This is a genomic window from Streptomyces sp. NPDC094143, from assembly GCF_040303825.1.
In the GTDB taxonomy this organism is placed as follows: domain Bacteria; phylum Actinomycetota; class Actinomycetes; order Streptomycetales; family Streptomycetaceae; genus Streptomyces.
Genome location: NZ_JBEOTZ010000001.1, coordinates 530,684 through 543,948, shown reverse-complemented (window position 1 = coordinate 543,948; position 13,265 = coordinate 530,684). Strand labels below are relative to the sequence as shown.

Genomic DNA, 13,265 nt, shown 5'->3' with positions numbered 1-13,265 from the left:
GGGTCAGCCTAGACGACAAGGGCAACATCGTCATGAAGTCCAACGGGGCGGGCGACGACACGGCGCCGTTTTCTCGGCCGCTCCGCCCCCGCGGCCCGGCCAGGCTTGGGAACCGCCGGTCAGGTCAGGAAGTCCCGACCGATGCGTTCCGCGACGCGTTCCAGGATCGGGCCGGCCTCCGCGATGCACTTGGCCACGTCCGGCTCGGCGTCCGTCAGGGGGTAGGCGCGGCGGAAGCCGGAGCGGCCCAGGACCTCCGGGGGCAGGGCGAGGCGGCCGCAGACCGCCACGACGTCCTTGCCCGCCGCCCGGGCCGCGGCGGCGACGCCCGCCGGGGCCTTGCCGTGCAGGGTCTGCTCGTCGAGCGAGCCCTCGCCGGTGATCACGAGGTCGGCGCGGTCCAGGGCGGGGGCGAAGCCCAGCACGTCGAGCATGACCTCGATGCCGGGTCGGAAGCGGGCGCCGAGCAACAGCGCGCCGTAGCCGATGCCGCCGGCGGCTCCCGCGCCCGGCGCGGCGGCGTACTGGGCGGCCCTGGGGCCGGCCTGGCCCTCCAGGACCTTCGCGAAGTGGGCGAGGGCCGCGTCCAGGGCCTCGACGTCGTCCGGTGAGGCGCCCTTCTGCGGCCCGTAGACCGCGGGCGCGCCCTTAGGGCCGGTCAGCGGGTTGTCGACGTCGCTGGCGAGGATCAGTTCGACCTCGGCGAGGCGCGGGTCGAGGCCCGCCAGGTCCGCCGTGGCCAGCTCGGTGAGGCCGCCGCCGCCCGGGGGCACCGGCTCTCCGTCCGCGTCCAGGAACCGGGCGCCCAGCGCCGACAGCATCCCGGCGCCGCCGTCGGTGGTGGCGCTGCCGCCGACCCCGAAGACGATCGTGCGGGCCCCCGCGTCCAGGGCGGCCCGCAGCACCTCGCCGGAGCCGTACGTCGACGCCGTCAGCGGGGCGAACACCCCGGCCGGCAGCCGCTGCAACCCGCTGGCCTCGGCCATCTCCACGACGGCGGTGCCCTCGCGCAGCGCGAACGCCGCCGTCACCTCGTCGCCGAGGGGACCGGCGACGCGTACCTCCCGGCGCTCGAACCCGGCCGCCACCGCCGCGGCCACGGTCCCGTCGCCGCCGTCGGCCACGGGCAGCGCCTCGACCTCAAGGCCCGGCACCGCCCGGCGCAGCCCGGCCGTGACCCGCTCGGCGACCTCCACGGCCGTCAGGGACCCCTTGAACTTGTCCGCGGCGACGAGCACCCGCTGTGTCCGCTGTGTCCTTCGGGTGCCGCTCACTGCAGCGTCCGCCACTTGCACTCCCCTTGCTCTCCGGGCCCTCACGCACGTCAGGGCCAGTCGCGCCGCTGCGACCCTAACCGGAGGACGCCCCGGCCGTCAGCCTCTGCCCAGCCCTCGGACCGCGCCCCGAAACGGGTAGACCGTAACCATGACCCCCGCACGCACCGAGACAGACCTGGCGAACCGCATCCTGGGCGGCTGGCAGGGCCGCATCGCGGGCAACATGCTCGGCAAGCCGGTCGAGCAGGGCGAGGTGTGGACCCGCGACCGCATCGACCGCTACCTCCGGCAGGCCGCCGCCCTCCCCCTCACCGACTACCTGCCCGAGCCGGTCAGCGAGCACGACGGCTTCGAGCTGCGCCCGGAATGGCGCCAGTGCGTCCGCGGCCGCATCCACGGCAGCTGCCGCGACGACGACGTCGACTACGCGATCCTCGGCCTGCACCTGCTGGAGACGCACGGCTTCGGCTTCAGCACCGAGCAGGTCGGCGACCTGTGGCTGCTGCGGCTGCCGTACCTGCAGACCTTCACGGCCGAACGGGCCGCCTACCGCAACCTCGCCAACGGGCTCAAGCCACCGTTGACGGCGACGTACGACAACCCGTACCAGGAGTGGATCGGCGCCCTCATCCGCGCCGACGTCTACGGCTGGACCAGTCCGGGCCTGCCGCGCCGCGCCGCCTCGCTGGCCCGGCGGGACGCGGTGCTCTCGCACACCGGCAACGGGGTGTACGGCGCGATGTGGGCGGCGGCGCTGATCGCGGCGGCGTTCACGGCGCCGACCGTGCGGCACGCCGTCGACGAGGCCCTGGCCGTGATCCCGGCGAGCAGCCGCCTCGCCCGCACGGTGCGCCGGGTGGCCTCCCTGCACGACACGCGGATGTCCTGGGAGGACACGCTCACCACGGTCTCCGAGGAGACCCTGGGGATGGGCTGGATCCACACCGTCCCGAACGCCGCCGTCATCACGGCGGGTCTGCTCTACGGCGACGGCGACTTCACCCGCACCATCACGCTGACCGTCCGCGGCGGCCTGGACACCGACTCCAACGGCGCGACGGCCGGCTCGGTGGCGGGCGTGTTCGGCGGGGCCGCGGCCATCCCGGACCAGTGGAAGGTCCCGCTTCAGGACACGGTCCGCAGCGCGGTGTTCGGCTTCGACGGCGTACGGATCAGCGAGCTGGCGGAGCGGACGGCGCGGCTGGCGGAGCCGGAGATCTGAGCCGGGAGGCTTGGGGCGGGCGGTCGGTGGCTACTCTCCCCCTCATGAGCACCTCTGCCGACTTCGCCGCCTACATCGCCTCCCTGCCCCGCGTCCTGGCCGGCGCCGCCGCGCTGTTCCGGGACGGCGAGGGGCGGGTCCTGCTCGTGGAGCCCAACTACCGGGAGGGCTGGGCGCTGCCGGGCGGCACCGTCGAGTCCGACGACGGGGAGACCCCGCGGCAGGGCGCGCGGCGCGAGACGGCCGAGGAGATCGGCCTGGACCGTGAGCTCGGCCGGCTGCTGGCGGTGGACTGGGTGCACGGCACGGGCCGCCCGCCGCTCGTGGCGTACCTGTACGACGGCGGGGTGCTCGGCGAGGACGACCTGAAGGCGATCCGCCTCCAGGAGGAGGAACTGCTGTCCTGGCGGCTGGTCCCGCGCGAGGAGCTGACCGAGTACCTGCCGGGCGCCCTCGGCCGCCGCGTCCTGGCGGGCCTGGACGTCCTGGCGGACGGCTCGGGCACGGCGGAGCTGGAGAACGGCCACCGGGCCGGCTGACCACCCGCCGGGACCCGGTCGACGGCCCTCACGGCCGCCGCCGGGTCCCCCTGGGCGTCCGCCAGGCAGGGACGCGTGGTGCAGGGCCCGGACGGGAGGACGCAGTTGCCGCCCGGCTCGGTCACCAGGAAGCGCCGTACGGGGACCCCGGGTCGGGGGTCCCTCAGAAGAGGGCCGCTGCGCGCTCGAAGTCCAGGAGGCGCTGCTTGCGTTCCAGGCCGCCGCCGTAGCCGGTGAGGCTGCCGTTGGCTCCGATGACGCGGTGGCACGGGACGATGATGCCGATCGGGTTGCGCCCGTTGGCGAGGCCGACCGCGCGGGAGGCGGTGGGGCTGCCGAGGGCGTCGGCGAGCCGGCCGTAGGTGCGGGTCTCGCCGTAGGGGATGCGGCGCAGTTCCTCCCAGACCAGGCGCTGGAACGGGGTGCCGGTCAGGCGCAGCGGGACGGTGAACTCCCGCAGCTCGCCCGCGAAGTACGCCTTCAGCTGCTCCTCCACTGCCGCGAAGAGGGTGTCGTCGCGGGGGCCGAAGGTCTCCTCCGGCGGGCGGTGACGCTGGCCTTCCATGTACAGGCCGCACAGGACGCCGTCGTCGGCGACGAGGGTGAGGGGGCCGTAGGGGCTGTCGGTCACGGTGTGCTGCTTCATCCAAATCCCTATGCCGGAAGGAAGTTGATCGGGTGGCTGTCGGTCGCCCACAGGTACTGGACCGCGTAGGCCCGCCAGGGGCGCCAGGCCGCCGCGCGTGCCGTGAGCGCCGCCGGCGTGGAGGGCAGGCCCAGCTCCCGGGCGGCGCGGCGGATGCCGAGGTCGGTGGGGAGGAAGGCGTCGGGGTCGCCGAGGGCCCGCATGGCGATGACGTCGGCCGTCCACGGGCCGAAGCCGGGCAGGCCGAGGAGCTGGGCGCGGGTGCGCGGCCAGTCGCTCTCCACACCGAGCTGGAGGTCGCCGTCGGCGAGCCGGCGGACCAGGGTGGTGAAGGTGGTGCGGCGGGTGCGGGGCATCGCCAGCGTCTCCGGGTCGAGCGCCGCGAGCGCCTCGGGGGCCGGGAAGAGGTGGGTGAGGCCGCCCTCGGGGTCGTCGGCCGGTTCGCCGTGCGCGGTGACCAGGCGGGCCGCGTGGGTGCGGGCGGCGGCGGTGGAGACCTGCTGGCCGAGCACGGCCCGCACGGCGAACTCCGCCTCGTCCACCGTGCGCGGGACGCGCCGCCCGGGCGCCTTGTCCACCAGCGGCGCGAGGACGGGGTCCGTGCGCAGCTGGTCGTCGATGGCGACGGGGTCGGCGTCCAGGTCGAGCAGGCGCCGGCAGCGGCTGATGGCCACGGTCAGGTCGCGCAGGTCGCCGAGGGTGAGGCGGCAGGCGATGTGGTCGGGGCGGGGGGTGAGGGAGACGATGCCGTGGCCGTACGGCAGACGCAGGGTGCGCCGGTAGGAGCCCTCCCGCCACTCCTCCACGCCGGGTACGGCCGTCGCGGCGAGGTGGCCGAAGAGGTTGTCGGGGTTGAGCGGGGCGCGGAACGGCAGCCGCAGGGACAGCGCTCCGGGGGTGCTCGGGCCCTGCCGTTTCGGGGCGCGGGTGCGCAGCTCGCCCGGGGAGAGGGCGAAGACCTCGCGGACCGTGTCGTTGAAGGTGCGGATCGAGGCGAAGCCCGCGGCGAAGGCGATCTGCGCCATCGGCAGGGCCGTCGTCTCGATGAGCAGCCGGGCCGTCTGGGCACGCTGGGCGCGGGCGAGCGCGAGGGGGCCGGCGCCCAGCTCGGCGAGGAGCTGGCGTTCGACCTGCCGGGTGCTGTAGCCGAGCCGGGCGGCGAGTCCGGGGACGCCCTCGCGGTCCACGACGCCGTCGGCGATCAGCCGCATGGCCCGGGCCACCAGGTCGGCGCGCTGGTTCCACTCCGGGGAGCCGGGGCTGGTGTCGGGTCGGCAGCGCTTGCAGGCCCGGAACCCGGCCTGCTGGCAGGCCGCCGCGCTGGGGTGGAAGACCATGTTCTCCGGCTTGGGAGGCACCACCGGGCAACTGGGACGGCAGTAGATACCGGTGGTCAGGACGGCCGTGAAGAACCATCCGTCGAACCGCGCGTCCTTGGACCTCACGGCGCGCACGCAGCGCTCGGTGTCGGTGTGCATCCCCATCTGCATGCCTCCAGCATCGGGCACGGGGACGGGGCGGGTCTGGCGAGAATCCGACATGGACCTCGCGGCAGGACACCGCGCACCGGGACATATGAAGGTTCATTCATATGTTCGTGCCCGCCCGGTACGATGGCGTCATGGGTCATGGAGCCGTCATCCCCGCGCAGGACGCCGCGCGGCGCGTACGCCTGGACGCGGACAACGCCGCGAAGGTCGCCACCACGCTCCAGGCCCTGTCCACACCCTCCCGGCTGCTGATCCTGGCGCGCCTGCGCGAAGGGCCGCTGCCCGCCACGGAGCTGGCGGCCGAGGTGGGCATGGAGCAGTCGGCCTGCTCGCACCAGCTGCGGCTGCTGCGCAATCTGGGCCTGGTGGTGGGCGAGCGCCGGGGCCGTTCGGTCGTCTACGCGCTGCACGACCACCATGTCGCCGAGTTGCTCGACCAGGCGGTGTACCACGTGGAGCACCTGCGCCTGGGGATCAGCGACGCCGCCGGCTGACGCGGCGCCGCCGTCCCCCGACCGCGCTATTCGGTGGCGGTCGGCCGACGCGAGACCCGCATCGCCTCGCTCACGCGCCTCAGCGGGCGCAGCCGGTAGGTGTAGGCGTAGTCGCGGTCGGCGAACAGCTTGAACTCGTCGTGCGTGTGGGCGCCCCAGCTGTTGTCGCCGCCCACGCCCATCTGACGGTGGTTGAGGCGCAGCACGACCGCGTCCCGGGGGGTCAGCTGGTAGTCGTGGCGGGCGCCCACCGACAGGTCCTCCGGGGTGAAGTGCGAGGCGTTGACCTCCAGCAGGGGCTCACCGCACACGAGCAGTCCGCGCCCGCGCCCGTCGGTCAGCGCGGCCCAGCGGACGTCGGTCTTGTTGCCGTTCTCCTGGGGGCGCAGATAGGGGGTCCACTGCTCGGAGACCTTCCCGGAGTACAGGCCCACGTCGGTGGCGTTGTTGCGGTCCCACATGTTCTCCTCGGGGCCGCGGCCGTAGTAGTGCAGCCGGTCCAGGCGGCGCGGCAGGAACAGCAGGGTCCCGACCTCGGGGATGTACGGCAGGCCGGCCGCGCCCGGGCGCAGGATGTTGTCGACCTTGATCTCGCCGTTGCCGAAGACCGTGTACGTCGTGCTGAACGCCGACGCCGTGCCGGTCGGCAGGGTGCCGGTGCACGTGATCTCCACCGCCCGGTCGTCCAGCGGCCGGACCCGGACGTCCGCCACGGTCCGCCGCGCCCCGGCGTCGCGCCAGACCTGGTTGCGGGTGTGGTGGCCGTTGCCCCGGTCGTTGTCGGTGGGCGCCCGCCAGAGGTTCGGGACGGGGCCGGAGGTGACGAGCCGCTCGCCGCCCGCCTCGAAGGAGGTGAGGGTTCCGGTCGCCTTGTCGACGGTGAGCGCGAAGCCCTCGCCCTCGACCGTGACGGTCTTCGCCCCGTCGGTGTGGCGCAGGGCGGGGACGCTGCGCAGCGGGGCCGGCTTGACGGCCGGGGCGCCCGCGTCGAGGGCGAGCTGCTGCTTGGCCACCTCGAAACCCGCCTTCGCCCAGGGGGTGGGCTCCTTGGTGGTGAAGGACAGCTGGAGGAAGCACTCCGTGCCGGGCGCGGGCTGGGCCGGCAGGCGCACCGGCACCTTGATGTCCTTGCTCGAAAGCGGCGCGACGTCCAGCTGCTCGCGGGTCAGCCGGCCGCGCTGGACGACCTTGCCGTCGGCGACCAGGGACCAACGGCCGTCGAACTCGCGGAGGCTGGTGAAGAGGTACTCGTTGGTGAGGGTCACGGCGCCGGGCCCGCCGGAGGCCGGGGCGGCGTTGATCGCCTGGTAGATCTGCTTGACCTCGGCGGACTTGCCGGTGAGGCCGCGGTCGGCGGTGACGATGCCGTCGCCGGAGAAGGCGCCGTCGTTGGGGTTGTCGCCCCAGTCGCCGCCGTAGGCGTGGAACGTCTGGTCGCGCGGGCGCTTCTCGGTGAGGCCGGCGGTGGCCGCGTCGAACCAGAAGCGCACGCCCTCGTCGTCCGGGCCGCGGGTGCCGGAGGCGAGCTCGGCGGAGCCGAGGGCGCGGGCGTAGACACGGGCCCGGCGGATGGTGCCGCTGAACACCCGGGTCGGGTTGTCGACGTCGGTGGCCAGCGACAGGGACGCCGTGTTCCCGCCGGGGCGCCGGGTGGTGGTGCGGGTGCCGCGCACCTGGCCGTCGACGTGGAGGGTGAGCGTGCCCGCGTCCGCGTCGTAGACGCCCGCGACGTGGTGCTCCCTGCCGGTCCAGTCCTCGGGCAGGGCCCAGCTCGCGGTGACCCACTGGCCGCCGCCGTGGATGAAGAACTCCAGGGTCCGCTCGGTCTGCTTGAGGGCGTACTGGGTGTCGCCCTTGGCGAGGAGGGGCTGGTGGCCGCCGGTGACGTGCGGGGTGACCCAGGCCTCCAGGGTGAGGGAGCCGGTGATGTCGAGGCGGGGGTCGCGAGGGAAGACGGTGCCGCCGGAGACGCCCTTGGCGCGGTCGAAGGTGCCGGCGGGTGCCATGATCTCGCCGCGCAGCGCGCCGGGTCCGGACTCGGTCAGCAGTTTGCGCGCCGGGGTGGGCCAGCGCAGGGCCTGGTCGGCGAAGTCCCAGATCCAGCCGCCCTGGAGGACGTCGTGGCGGCGGACGACGTCCCAGTACTTCTTGAAGTTGCCGTTGGAGTTCCCCATGCCGTGGGAGTACTCGATCATCACGTACGGGCGGGTGTCGGACGTGTCCTTGGCGCGCTGCTCGACCCGCTGCGGGCTGTCGTACATCTCGGAGCGGATGTCGCTGATGCCCGGGCGGTCGTCGCCCTCGTACTGGATGACGCGGGTGGGGTCGTAGGAGCGGATCCAGTCGTACATGGCGTTGAAGGTGGTGCCGCCGCCCGCCTCGTTGCCGAGGGACCAGATGACCACCGAGGCGTGGTTCTTGTCCCGGTGGACCATGTTCCGGGCGCGCACCACGCACGCCTCGGTCCACTCGGGGTGACCGCTGCCGGGGTACCTGTCACGGATGCCGTGGGTTTCGAGGTTGGTCTCGTCGACGAGGTAGAGGCCGTACGCGTCGGCGAGTTCGAGCCACAGCGGGCTGTTGGGGTAGTGCGAGGTGCGGACGCTGTTGATGTTGAGCCGCTTGATGATGCCGATGTCCTCGACCATCTGCGCGCGGGTCAGCGCCGAGCCGGTGACGGGGTGCATCTCGTGCCGGTTGGTGCCGCGGAAGGAGACCGGCTTGCCGTTGATGCGCATCAGGCCGTCCTTGAGCGCGAACTCGCGGAAGCCGACCCGGTGCGAGAGGGTCTCGATCACCTTGCCGGAGGGGTCGCGCAGGCGCAGCACGGCGGTGTAGAGGTTCGGGTGCTCGGCCGACCAGAGCTTCGGCGAGGGGACGGACCGGGACGCCTCGGCGGTGGCCTCCTCGCCGTCGGGGACGTCGACGGGGCGGCTCAGGGGCCGGGGCCAGACCGCGTGGCCGCGGGCGTCGTACAGCTGGGTCTCGACGGTGTAGCGGCCCGCGCCCTTGCCGCCGTAGTCGCGCACGTGCGCGGTGACCTCGAGCTCGGCGGAGGTGTAGCCGTCGCCGAGCGGGGTGTCCAGCTTGAAGTCGCGCAGGTGCACGTTCGGCGTGGAGTAGAGGTGGACCGAGCGGAAGATGCCGCTCAGCCGGATCATGTCCTGGTCCTCCAGCCACTCCGCGTCGGAGTAGCGGTAGACCTCGACGGCGATCTGGTTGGTGCCCGGCTTGAGGTGGCGGGTGATGTCGTACTCGGCGGAGGTGTAGGAGTCCTCGTGGTAGCCCACCAGTTCGCCGTTGATCCACACGTAGTGGGCGGACTTGACGCCCTCGAAGTGCAGGAAGGTGCGCCGGCCCTGCCAGCCGCGCGGGACGGTGAAGGTGCGGCGGTACTGGCCGACGGGGTTGTAGCGGGTGGGGGCGGTGGGCGGCTGGGCGTTCTCGCCACCGCCGTTGGGGCCCCACCAGGGGTAGGTGATGTTGACGTAGATCGGGAAGTCGTAGCCGTGCAGCTGCCAGGCGGAGGGCACCGGGATGGTGTCCCAGCCGGAGTCGTCGACGTCGATGCGGTGGAAGTCGGGGTCCCGGTCGTCGGGGCGGTCCGCGTAGGCGAACTTCCAGGTGCCGTCCAGGCTCAGCCGGTACGGCGAGCGCTCGCGGTCGGCCCTCAGCGCCTGGCCGAGGTCGGCGTAGGGCATGAGCGTGGTGTGCGGCGGCTCGGTACCCACCCGGTACACCGACAGGCCGTCGTTCCACTCCGGGGAGCCGTCCGCCGCCGGGCGCCGGCCGGACGCGTGGGCCGCGACGGGCGACGCGGACAGCGCCAGCGCGCCCAGCGCGGCGGCTCCTCCCTCCAGCAGACGGCGACGGCTGACGACCGGCCGCTCGGGGTGGGCGGGCCGGTCGGCGGGAGACGGGTGCGGGTGCGGGTGCGGCATACCGTGGCCTTCCTCGGTTCGACAGGGTGGTGCTGCACGGACTGAGGGCACGTCAGACGCGTTCCTCAACAGCGCACCCGCGATGGGTGTTTCGGTGGGGACATGTGCAACTGACGGTGACGGAGCAACTGCTGAGCAGGCACACCCTAGGACCCGAACACAACCGAAGCAATGACCGCGTCGGACTTTGTGCGGTCCTGAGGATTCCGCCCTGTGCGCCTGCGGTTCAGCTCCGGAGGAAGGCGAGCAGCTCACTCGTGAGCCGGGCGGGCGCGTCCAGGGGCACGAGGTGCCCGGCCCGCGGGACGCGCACCAGCCGGGCGCGGGGGATCAGGCCGGCCAGTTCCTCCCCTTTGGCGAGGGGGACCCAGGTGTCCTCGGCGCCCCAGCAGACCGTGACGGGCAGGTCGAGCGTCGGGTACAGCGGCTGGATCTCGTCGGTGTGGCGCTGGTCGGCCTGCGCGATCTGGCGGTAGAAGGCGGCCTGACCCCTCTCCCCCGTCCACGGCCGGACCAGCGCGTCCAGCGTGGCGGGGCGCAGACCGAGGTGGCTCGCGGACGCGACGTACTCCCGCACCAGGGCCCGGTGCAGCGCCGCCGGGAGCTGCTCGAAGACGTGGCTGTGCCCCCCGACGAGCCGGAAGAAGTCGGTGCCCCAGGGCCTGAGGGCCACCGCGTCGACCAGCGCGAGCCGCCGGTAGCGGGCGCCGTGCAGCAGGTGGGCGCGCAGCGCCACGCAGCCGCCGAAGTCGTGCGCCACGACGGACGGCTCCGCCAGGCCCCAGTGGGCGAGCAGCTCGGTGAGGATCCGGCCCTGGACGGCCAGGGAGACGTCCTGGCCGGACCGCATCTCGGAGCTGCCGTAGCCCGGCATGTCCCACACGTGCACCAGGTGCCCGGCGGCGGCGAGCGCGGGAGCGACCTCGTGCCACACGTACGAGGAGAAGGGCGTGCCGTGCAGCAGCACGACCGGATCGCCACCGGGGTCCCCGAACCGGTCCCAGCGGACGGCGCCCGACGCGGTGGCCAGCTCCTCGCGTAACGTCCAGTCACTCAAGACGGCGTCCTCTCGCTCTCCATGACGACGGTTTTTTGTCATTTCGGCGCGACAGTGTCGCGCCGCCGACCGTACTGTGACCTCATCGGACGGCCTGAAACGGATTCGGCGGTACCTCTTGCCGCGCCGGAAGGAGCGGCTCGCATGAGCGGCTATGCGACCTCGGACCCCGACGCCGTCGCGGGCGCCCCCGGCGCGCTGCTGGACCTGCTGAAGGTCGCCGCCGTCGTCCTGGACGCGTCCGGGCACATTGCCCTGTGGAGCCCCGAGATCGAGCAGCTGCTGGGCTGGAGCGCCGAGGAGGCACTGCGGCAGCGCGCCGACACCCTGCTGGTCGCGCCCGCGGACCGGGCCCGGGGGCGGGAACTGTTCGCCCAGGTCAGTGCGGGCGGGCGCTGGGCCGGTGTCTTCCCGCTGCGCCACCGCGACGGTACGGCACGCGCCGTGGAGTTCCGCACGATGCGGCTCCTCGACCCCGACGGGCAGCCCCATCTGCTGGGACTCGCCACGGACGCGACGACGGTACGGAAGGTGGAGCGGGACCTCGCCCTCTCGCACAGCCTCGTCAACCAGACCCCGCTCGGCATCGCCGTCTTCGACAACGACCTGCGCTGGGTGGGGATCAACCCGGCGCTGGAGCGGATCAACGGCGTGCCCGAGGAGGCCCTGCTGGGGCGCCGGATCGGCGAGGTGCTGACCGGCCTGGACACGGCGGCCATCGAGGCCCGGATGCGGCACGTGCTGCGGACCGGCAGCCCGCTGCTGGACCAGCAGACCGTCGGCCGCACGGCCGGTGACGCGCAGGACCGGGCCTACTCGGAGTCGTACCACCGCATCGAGGACATCGACGGGCGGGTGCTGGGCCTCGCCATGGCCGTGCTGGACGTCACCGAGCGCCAGCAGGCAGCGGCCGAGGTCGCGCAGGCACGCCAGCACCTGTCGGTGATCGCCGACGCGGGGATGCGGATCGGCACCACGCTGGACCTGCGGCAGACCGCCCGGGAGCTGGCCGACGTGGTCGTGCCGCAGCTCGCGGACCTGGCCGCCGTGGACGTGCTGGAGTCGGTGGTCGCCCACGGCACCATCGTGCCGGTGACGGGCGGCGCTCCGGCCGAGTTCCGGGCGCTGGCCGTCGCGGCCGGGTACCGCACCGACGCCATCCACGCGGCCGACCCGGTGGGCGAGGTGGCCACCTACGGCTCGTCGCGGATCATCACCCGCTGTGTGCGCAGCGCCCGCCCGGTGCTGGTCGAGCACGTGGACTCCCGGATGCTGCGGCGCCTCGCCCGGGACGCGCGCGCCGCCCGGGCCCTGCAGGAGGCCGGCGCCCACTCCTACCTGGCGCTGCCGCTGGTGGCCCGGGGCAAGGTGCTCGGCACGCTCTCGCTGTACCGCACGGTCAACGAGCGCCCCTTCGACGCCCGGGACCAGCTGCTCGCCTCCGAACTCGCCGCCCGCGCCGCCATCTGCATCGACAACGCCCGCCTTTACGGACGGGAGCGCGGCACCGCACTGACCCTCCAGCGCAGTCTGCTCCCGGCGGCGCCCGCAGCGCAGGAAGGGCTCGACATCGCCGCCCGCTACCGTCCGGCCCTCAGCGAGGTCGGCGGTGACTGGTACGACGTGCTGCGGCTGGGGCCGGGGCGCACCGGGCTGGTCGTCGGGGACGTGATGGGCAAGGGCGTCCAGGCAGCGGCGATCATGGGCCAGCTGAGCACGGCGACCCGGGCTCTGGCCCGGCTCGACCTGCCGCCCGCCGAGCTGCTGCGGCACCTCGACGACATCACGGGCTCGCTCGGCGACACGATCGCCACCTGCGTGTACGCCGTCTGCGACCTGGAGCGCGGCGTCTGCGAGCTGTCCAGCGCCGGCCACCTGCCGCCCGTGCTCGTCGGGCCGGACGGAACCGCCCGCCTCGTCGAGGTGCCCGGTGGTGTGCCGCTCGGGGTGGGCGGCGTGGAGTTCGGCACGGTGGAGGTGGAGCTCGCCCCGGGCACCACGCTCGCGCTGTACACCGACGGGCTGGTGGAGACCCGCGGTGAGTCGATCGACACCGGCCTTCAGACGCTGACCCGTCTGCTGGGGAGCGCGACGCCGAACCTGCAGCGGACCGGCGACCACCTGCTCGGGGCGCTGCGTCCGGAGCCGGACGACGACGTGGCGCTGCTGCTGGTGCGCCGGCGCGTCTGAGCGCGCGGGCCCCGGTCGCCCGCGCGCTCGACGGCGGAGGTCAGGAGCCGCTTTGGCGCCTGTCGGCGCACAGGGCCCGGATGATGAACGCCGACATCGCGATCATCACCACGGACAGCGGGAAGTCGTACGCCAGGTGGGTCTTCGCGTCCATGTCGCTCCTCCGTCCCGGGCACACGCCCGGCATCGGCCCCATAGCCGTTCCAGCGTGCGGGGGCGGATGCCCGGGTGCCTCACCCGGGAAGGGTGATCGTGCCCGGCGGCGGGCGAACGTCTCGACCGTCTCGACGTACCCGGAAGGCCCCGGCGGCCGGCAGGTGCGGGCCGGTCGGGACCGCCACGAGGCGCAGGGGCGCCTCCCGGCCGGATCGAGGGCGGGATGCCCGGCACGCGGGTCGAGACCGCCGAC

The 13,265-nt window shown here is 73.8% G+C and carries 9 protein-coding genes; 4 read left to right on the top strand and 5 right to left on the bottom strand.

The annotated features are described in order from the left end of the window. Nucleotides 1-119: 119 nt before the first annotated feature. A complete protein-coding gene (locus tag ABTZ58_RS02385) occupies nucleotides 120-1,238 on the bottom strand; it encodes a glycerate kinase (protein WP_351349598.1) in 1,119 nt (372 codons plus the stop codon). 187 nt (nucleotides 1,239-1,425) lie between these two features. On the opposite strand from ABTZ58_RS02385, the gene ABTZ58_RS02380 reads away from it, so the two are divergent. Then, complete coding sequence (locus ABTZ58_RS02380; RefSeq protein ID WP_351349553.1) at nucleotides 1,426-2,499, top strand: ADP-ribosylglycohydrolase family protein; 1,074 nt, start codon at nucleotides 1,426-1,428, stop codon at nucleotides 2,497-2,499. 44 nt (nucleotides 2,500-2,543) lie between these two features. Continuing rightward, nucleotides 2,544-3,038 carry an NUDIX domain-containing protein gene (locus ABTZ58_RS02375; RefSeq protein ID WP_351349551.1) on the top strand — a complete coding sequence of 165 codons (495 nt, stop codon included), beginning with the start codon at nucleotides 2,544-2,546 and terminating at the stop codon, nucleotides 3,036-3,038. A gap of 163 nt (nucleotides 3,039-3,201) precedes the next feature. Here ABTZ58_RS02375 and ABTZ58_RS02370 read toward each other — a convergent pair whose 3' ends face one another. Both ABTZ58_RS02370 and ABTZ58_RS02365 read right to left on the bottom strand, forming a co-directional pair. Then, entirely contained in the window at nucleotides 3,202-3,684 is a 483-nt protein-coding gene (locus ABTZ58_RS02370; RefSeq protein WP_351349549.1) for a methylated-DNA--[protein]-cysteine S-methyltransferase, read from the bottom strand. Nucleotides 3,685-3,692: 8 nt separating this feature from the next. After that, nucleotides 3,693-5,174 carry an AlkA N-terminal domain-containing protein gene (locus ABTZ58_RS02365; RefSeq protein WP_351349547.1) on the bottom strand — a complete coding sequence of 494 codons (1,482 nt, stop codon included), beginning with the start codon at nucleotides 5,172-5,174 and terminating at the stop codon, nucleotides 3,693-3,695. 131 nt (nucleotides 5,175-5,305) lie between these two features. Between ABTZ58_RS02365 and ABTZ58_RS02360 the strand changes: the two genes are divergently transcribed. Further along, on the top strand, nucleotides 5,306-5,668 hold the full coding sequence (locus ABTZ58_RS02360) for an ArsR/SmtB family transcription factor (RefSeq protein WP_351349545.1): 363 nt from the start codon (nucleotides 5,306-5,308) through the stop codon (nucleotides 5,666-5,668). Between the two features lie 26 nt (nucleotides 5,669-5,694). On the opposite strand, the gene ABTZ58_RS02355 is transcribed toward ABTZ58_RS02360, so the two are convergent. After that, the gene (locus ABTZ58_RS02355; RefSeq protein WP_351349543.1) at nucleotides 5,695-9,609 is read right to left on the bottom strand and encodes a glycoside hydrolase family 2 TIM barrel-domain containing protein; all 3,915 of its coding nucleotides are present in this window, start codon (nucleotides 9,607-9,609) and stop codon (nucleotides 5,695-5,697) included. A 226-nt stretch (nucleotides 9,610-9,835) separates the two neighbouring features. After that, complete coding sequence (locus ABTZ58_RS02350) at nucleotides 9,836-10,666, bottom strand: alpha/beta fold hydrolase (RefSeq protein WP_351349541.1); 831 nt, start codon at nucleotides 10,664-10,666, stop codon at nucleotides 9,836-9,838. 144 nt (nucleotides 10,667-10,810) lie between these two features. On the opposite strand from ABTZ58_RS02350, the gene ABTZ58_RS02345 reads away from it, so the two are divergent. Continuing rightward, on the top strand, nucleotides 10,811-12,856 hold the full coding sequence (locus tag ABTZ58_RS02345) for a SpoIIE family protein phosphatase (protein WP_351349539.1): 2,046 nt from the start codon (nucleotides 10,811-10,813) through the stop codon (nucleotides 12,854-12,856). Nucleotides 12,857-13,265 lie beyond the last annotated feature (409 nt).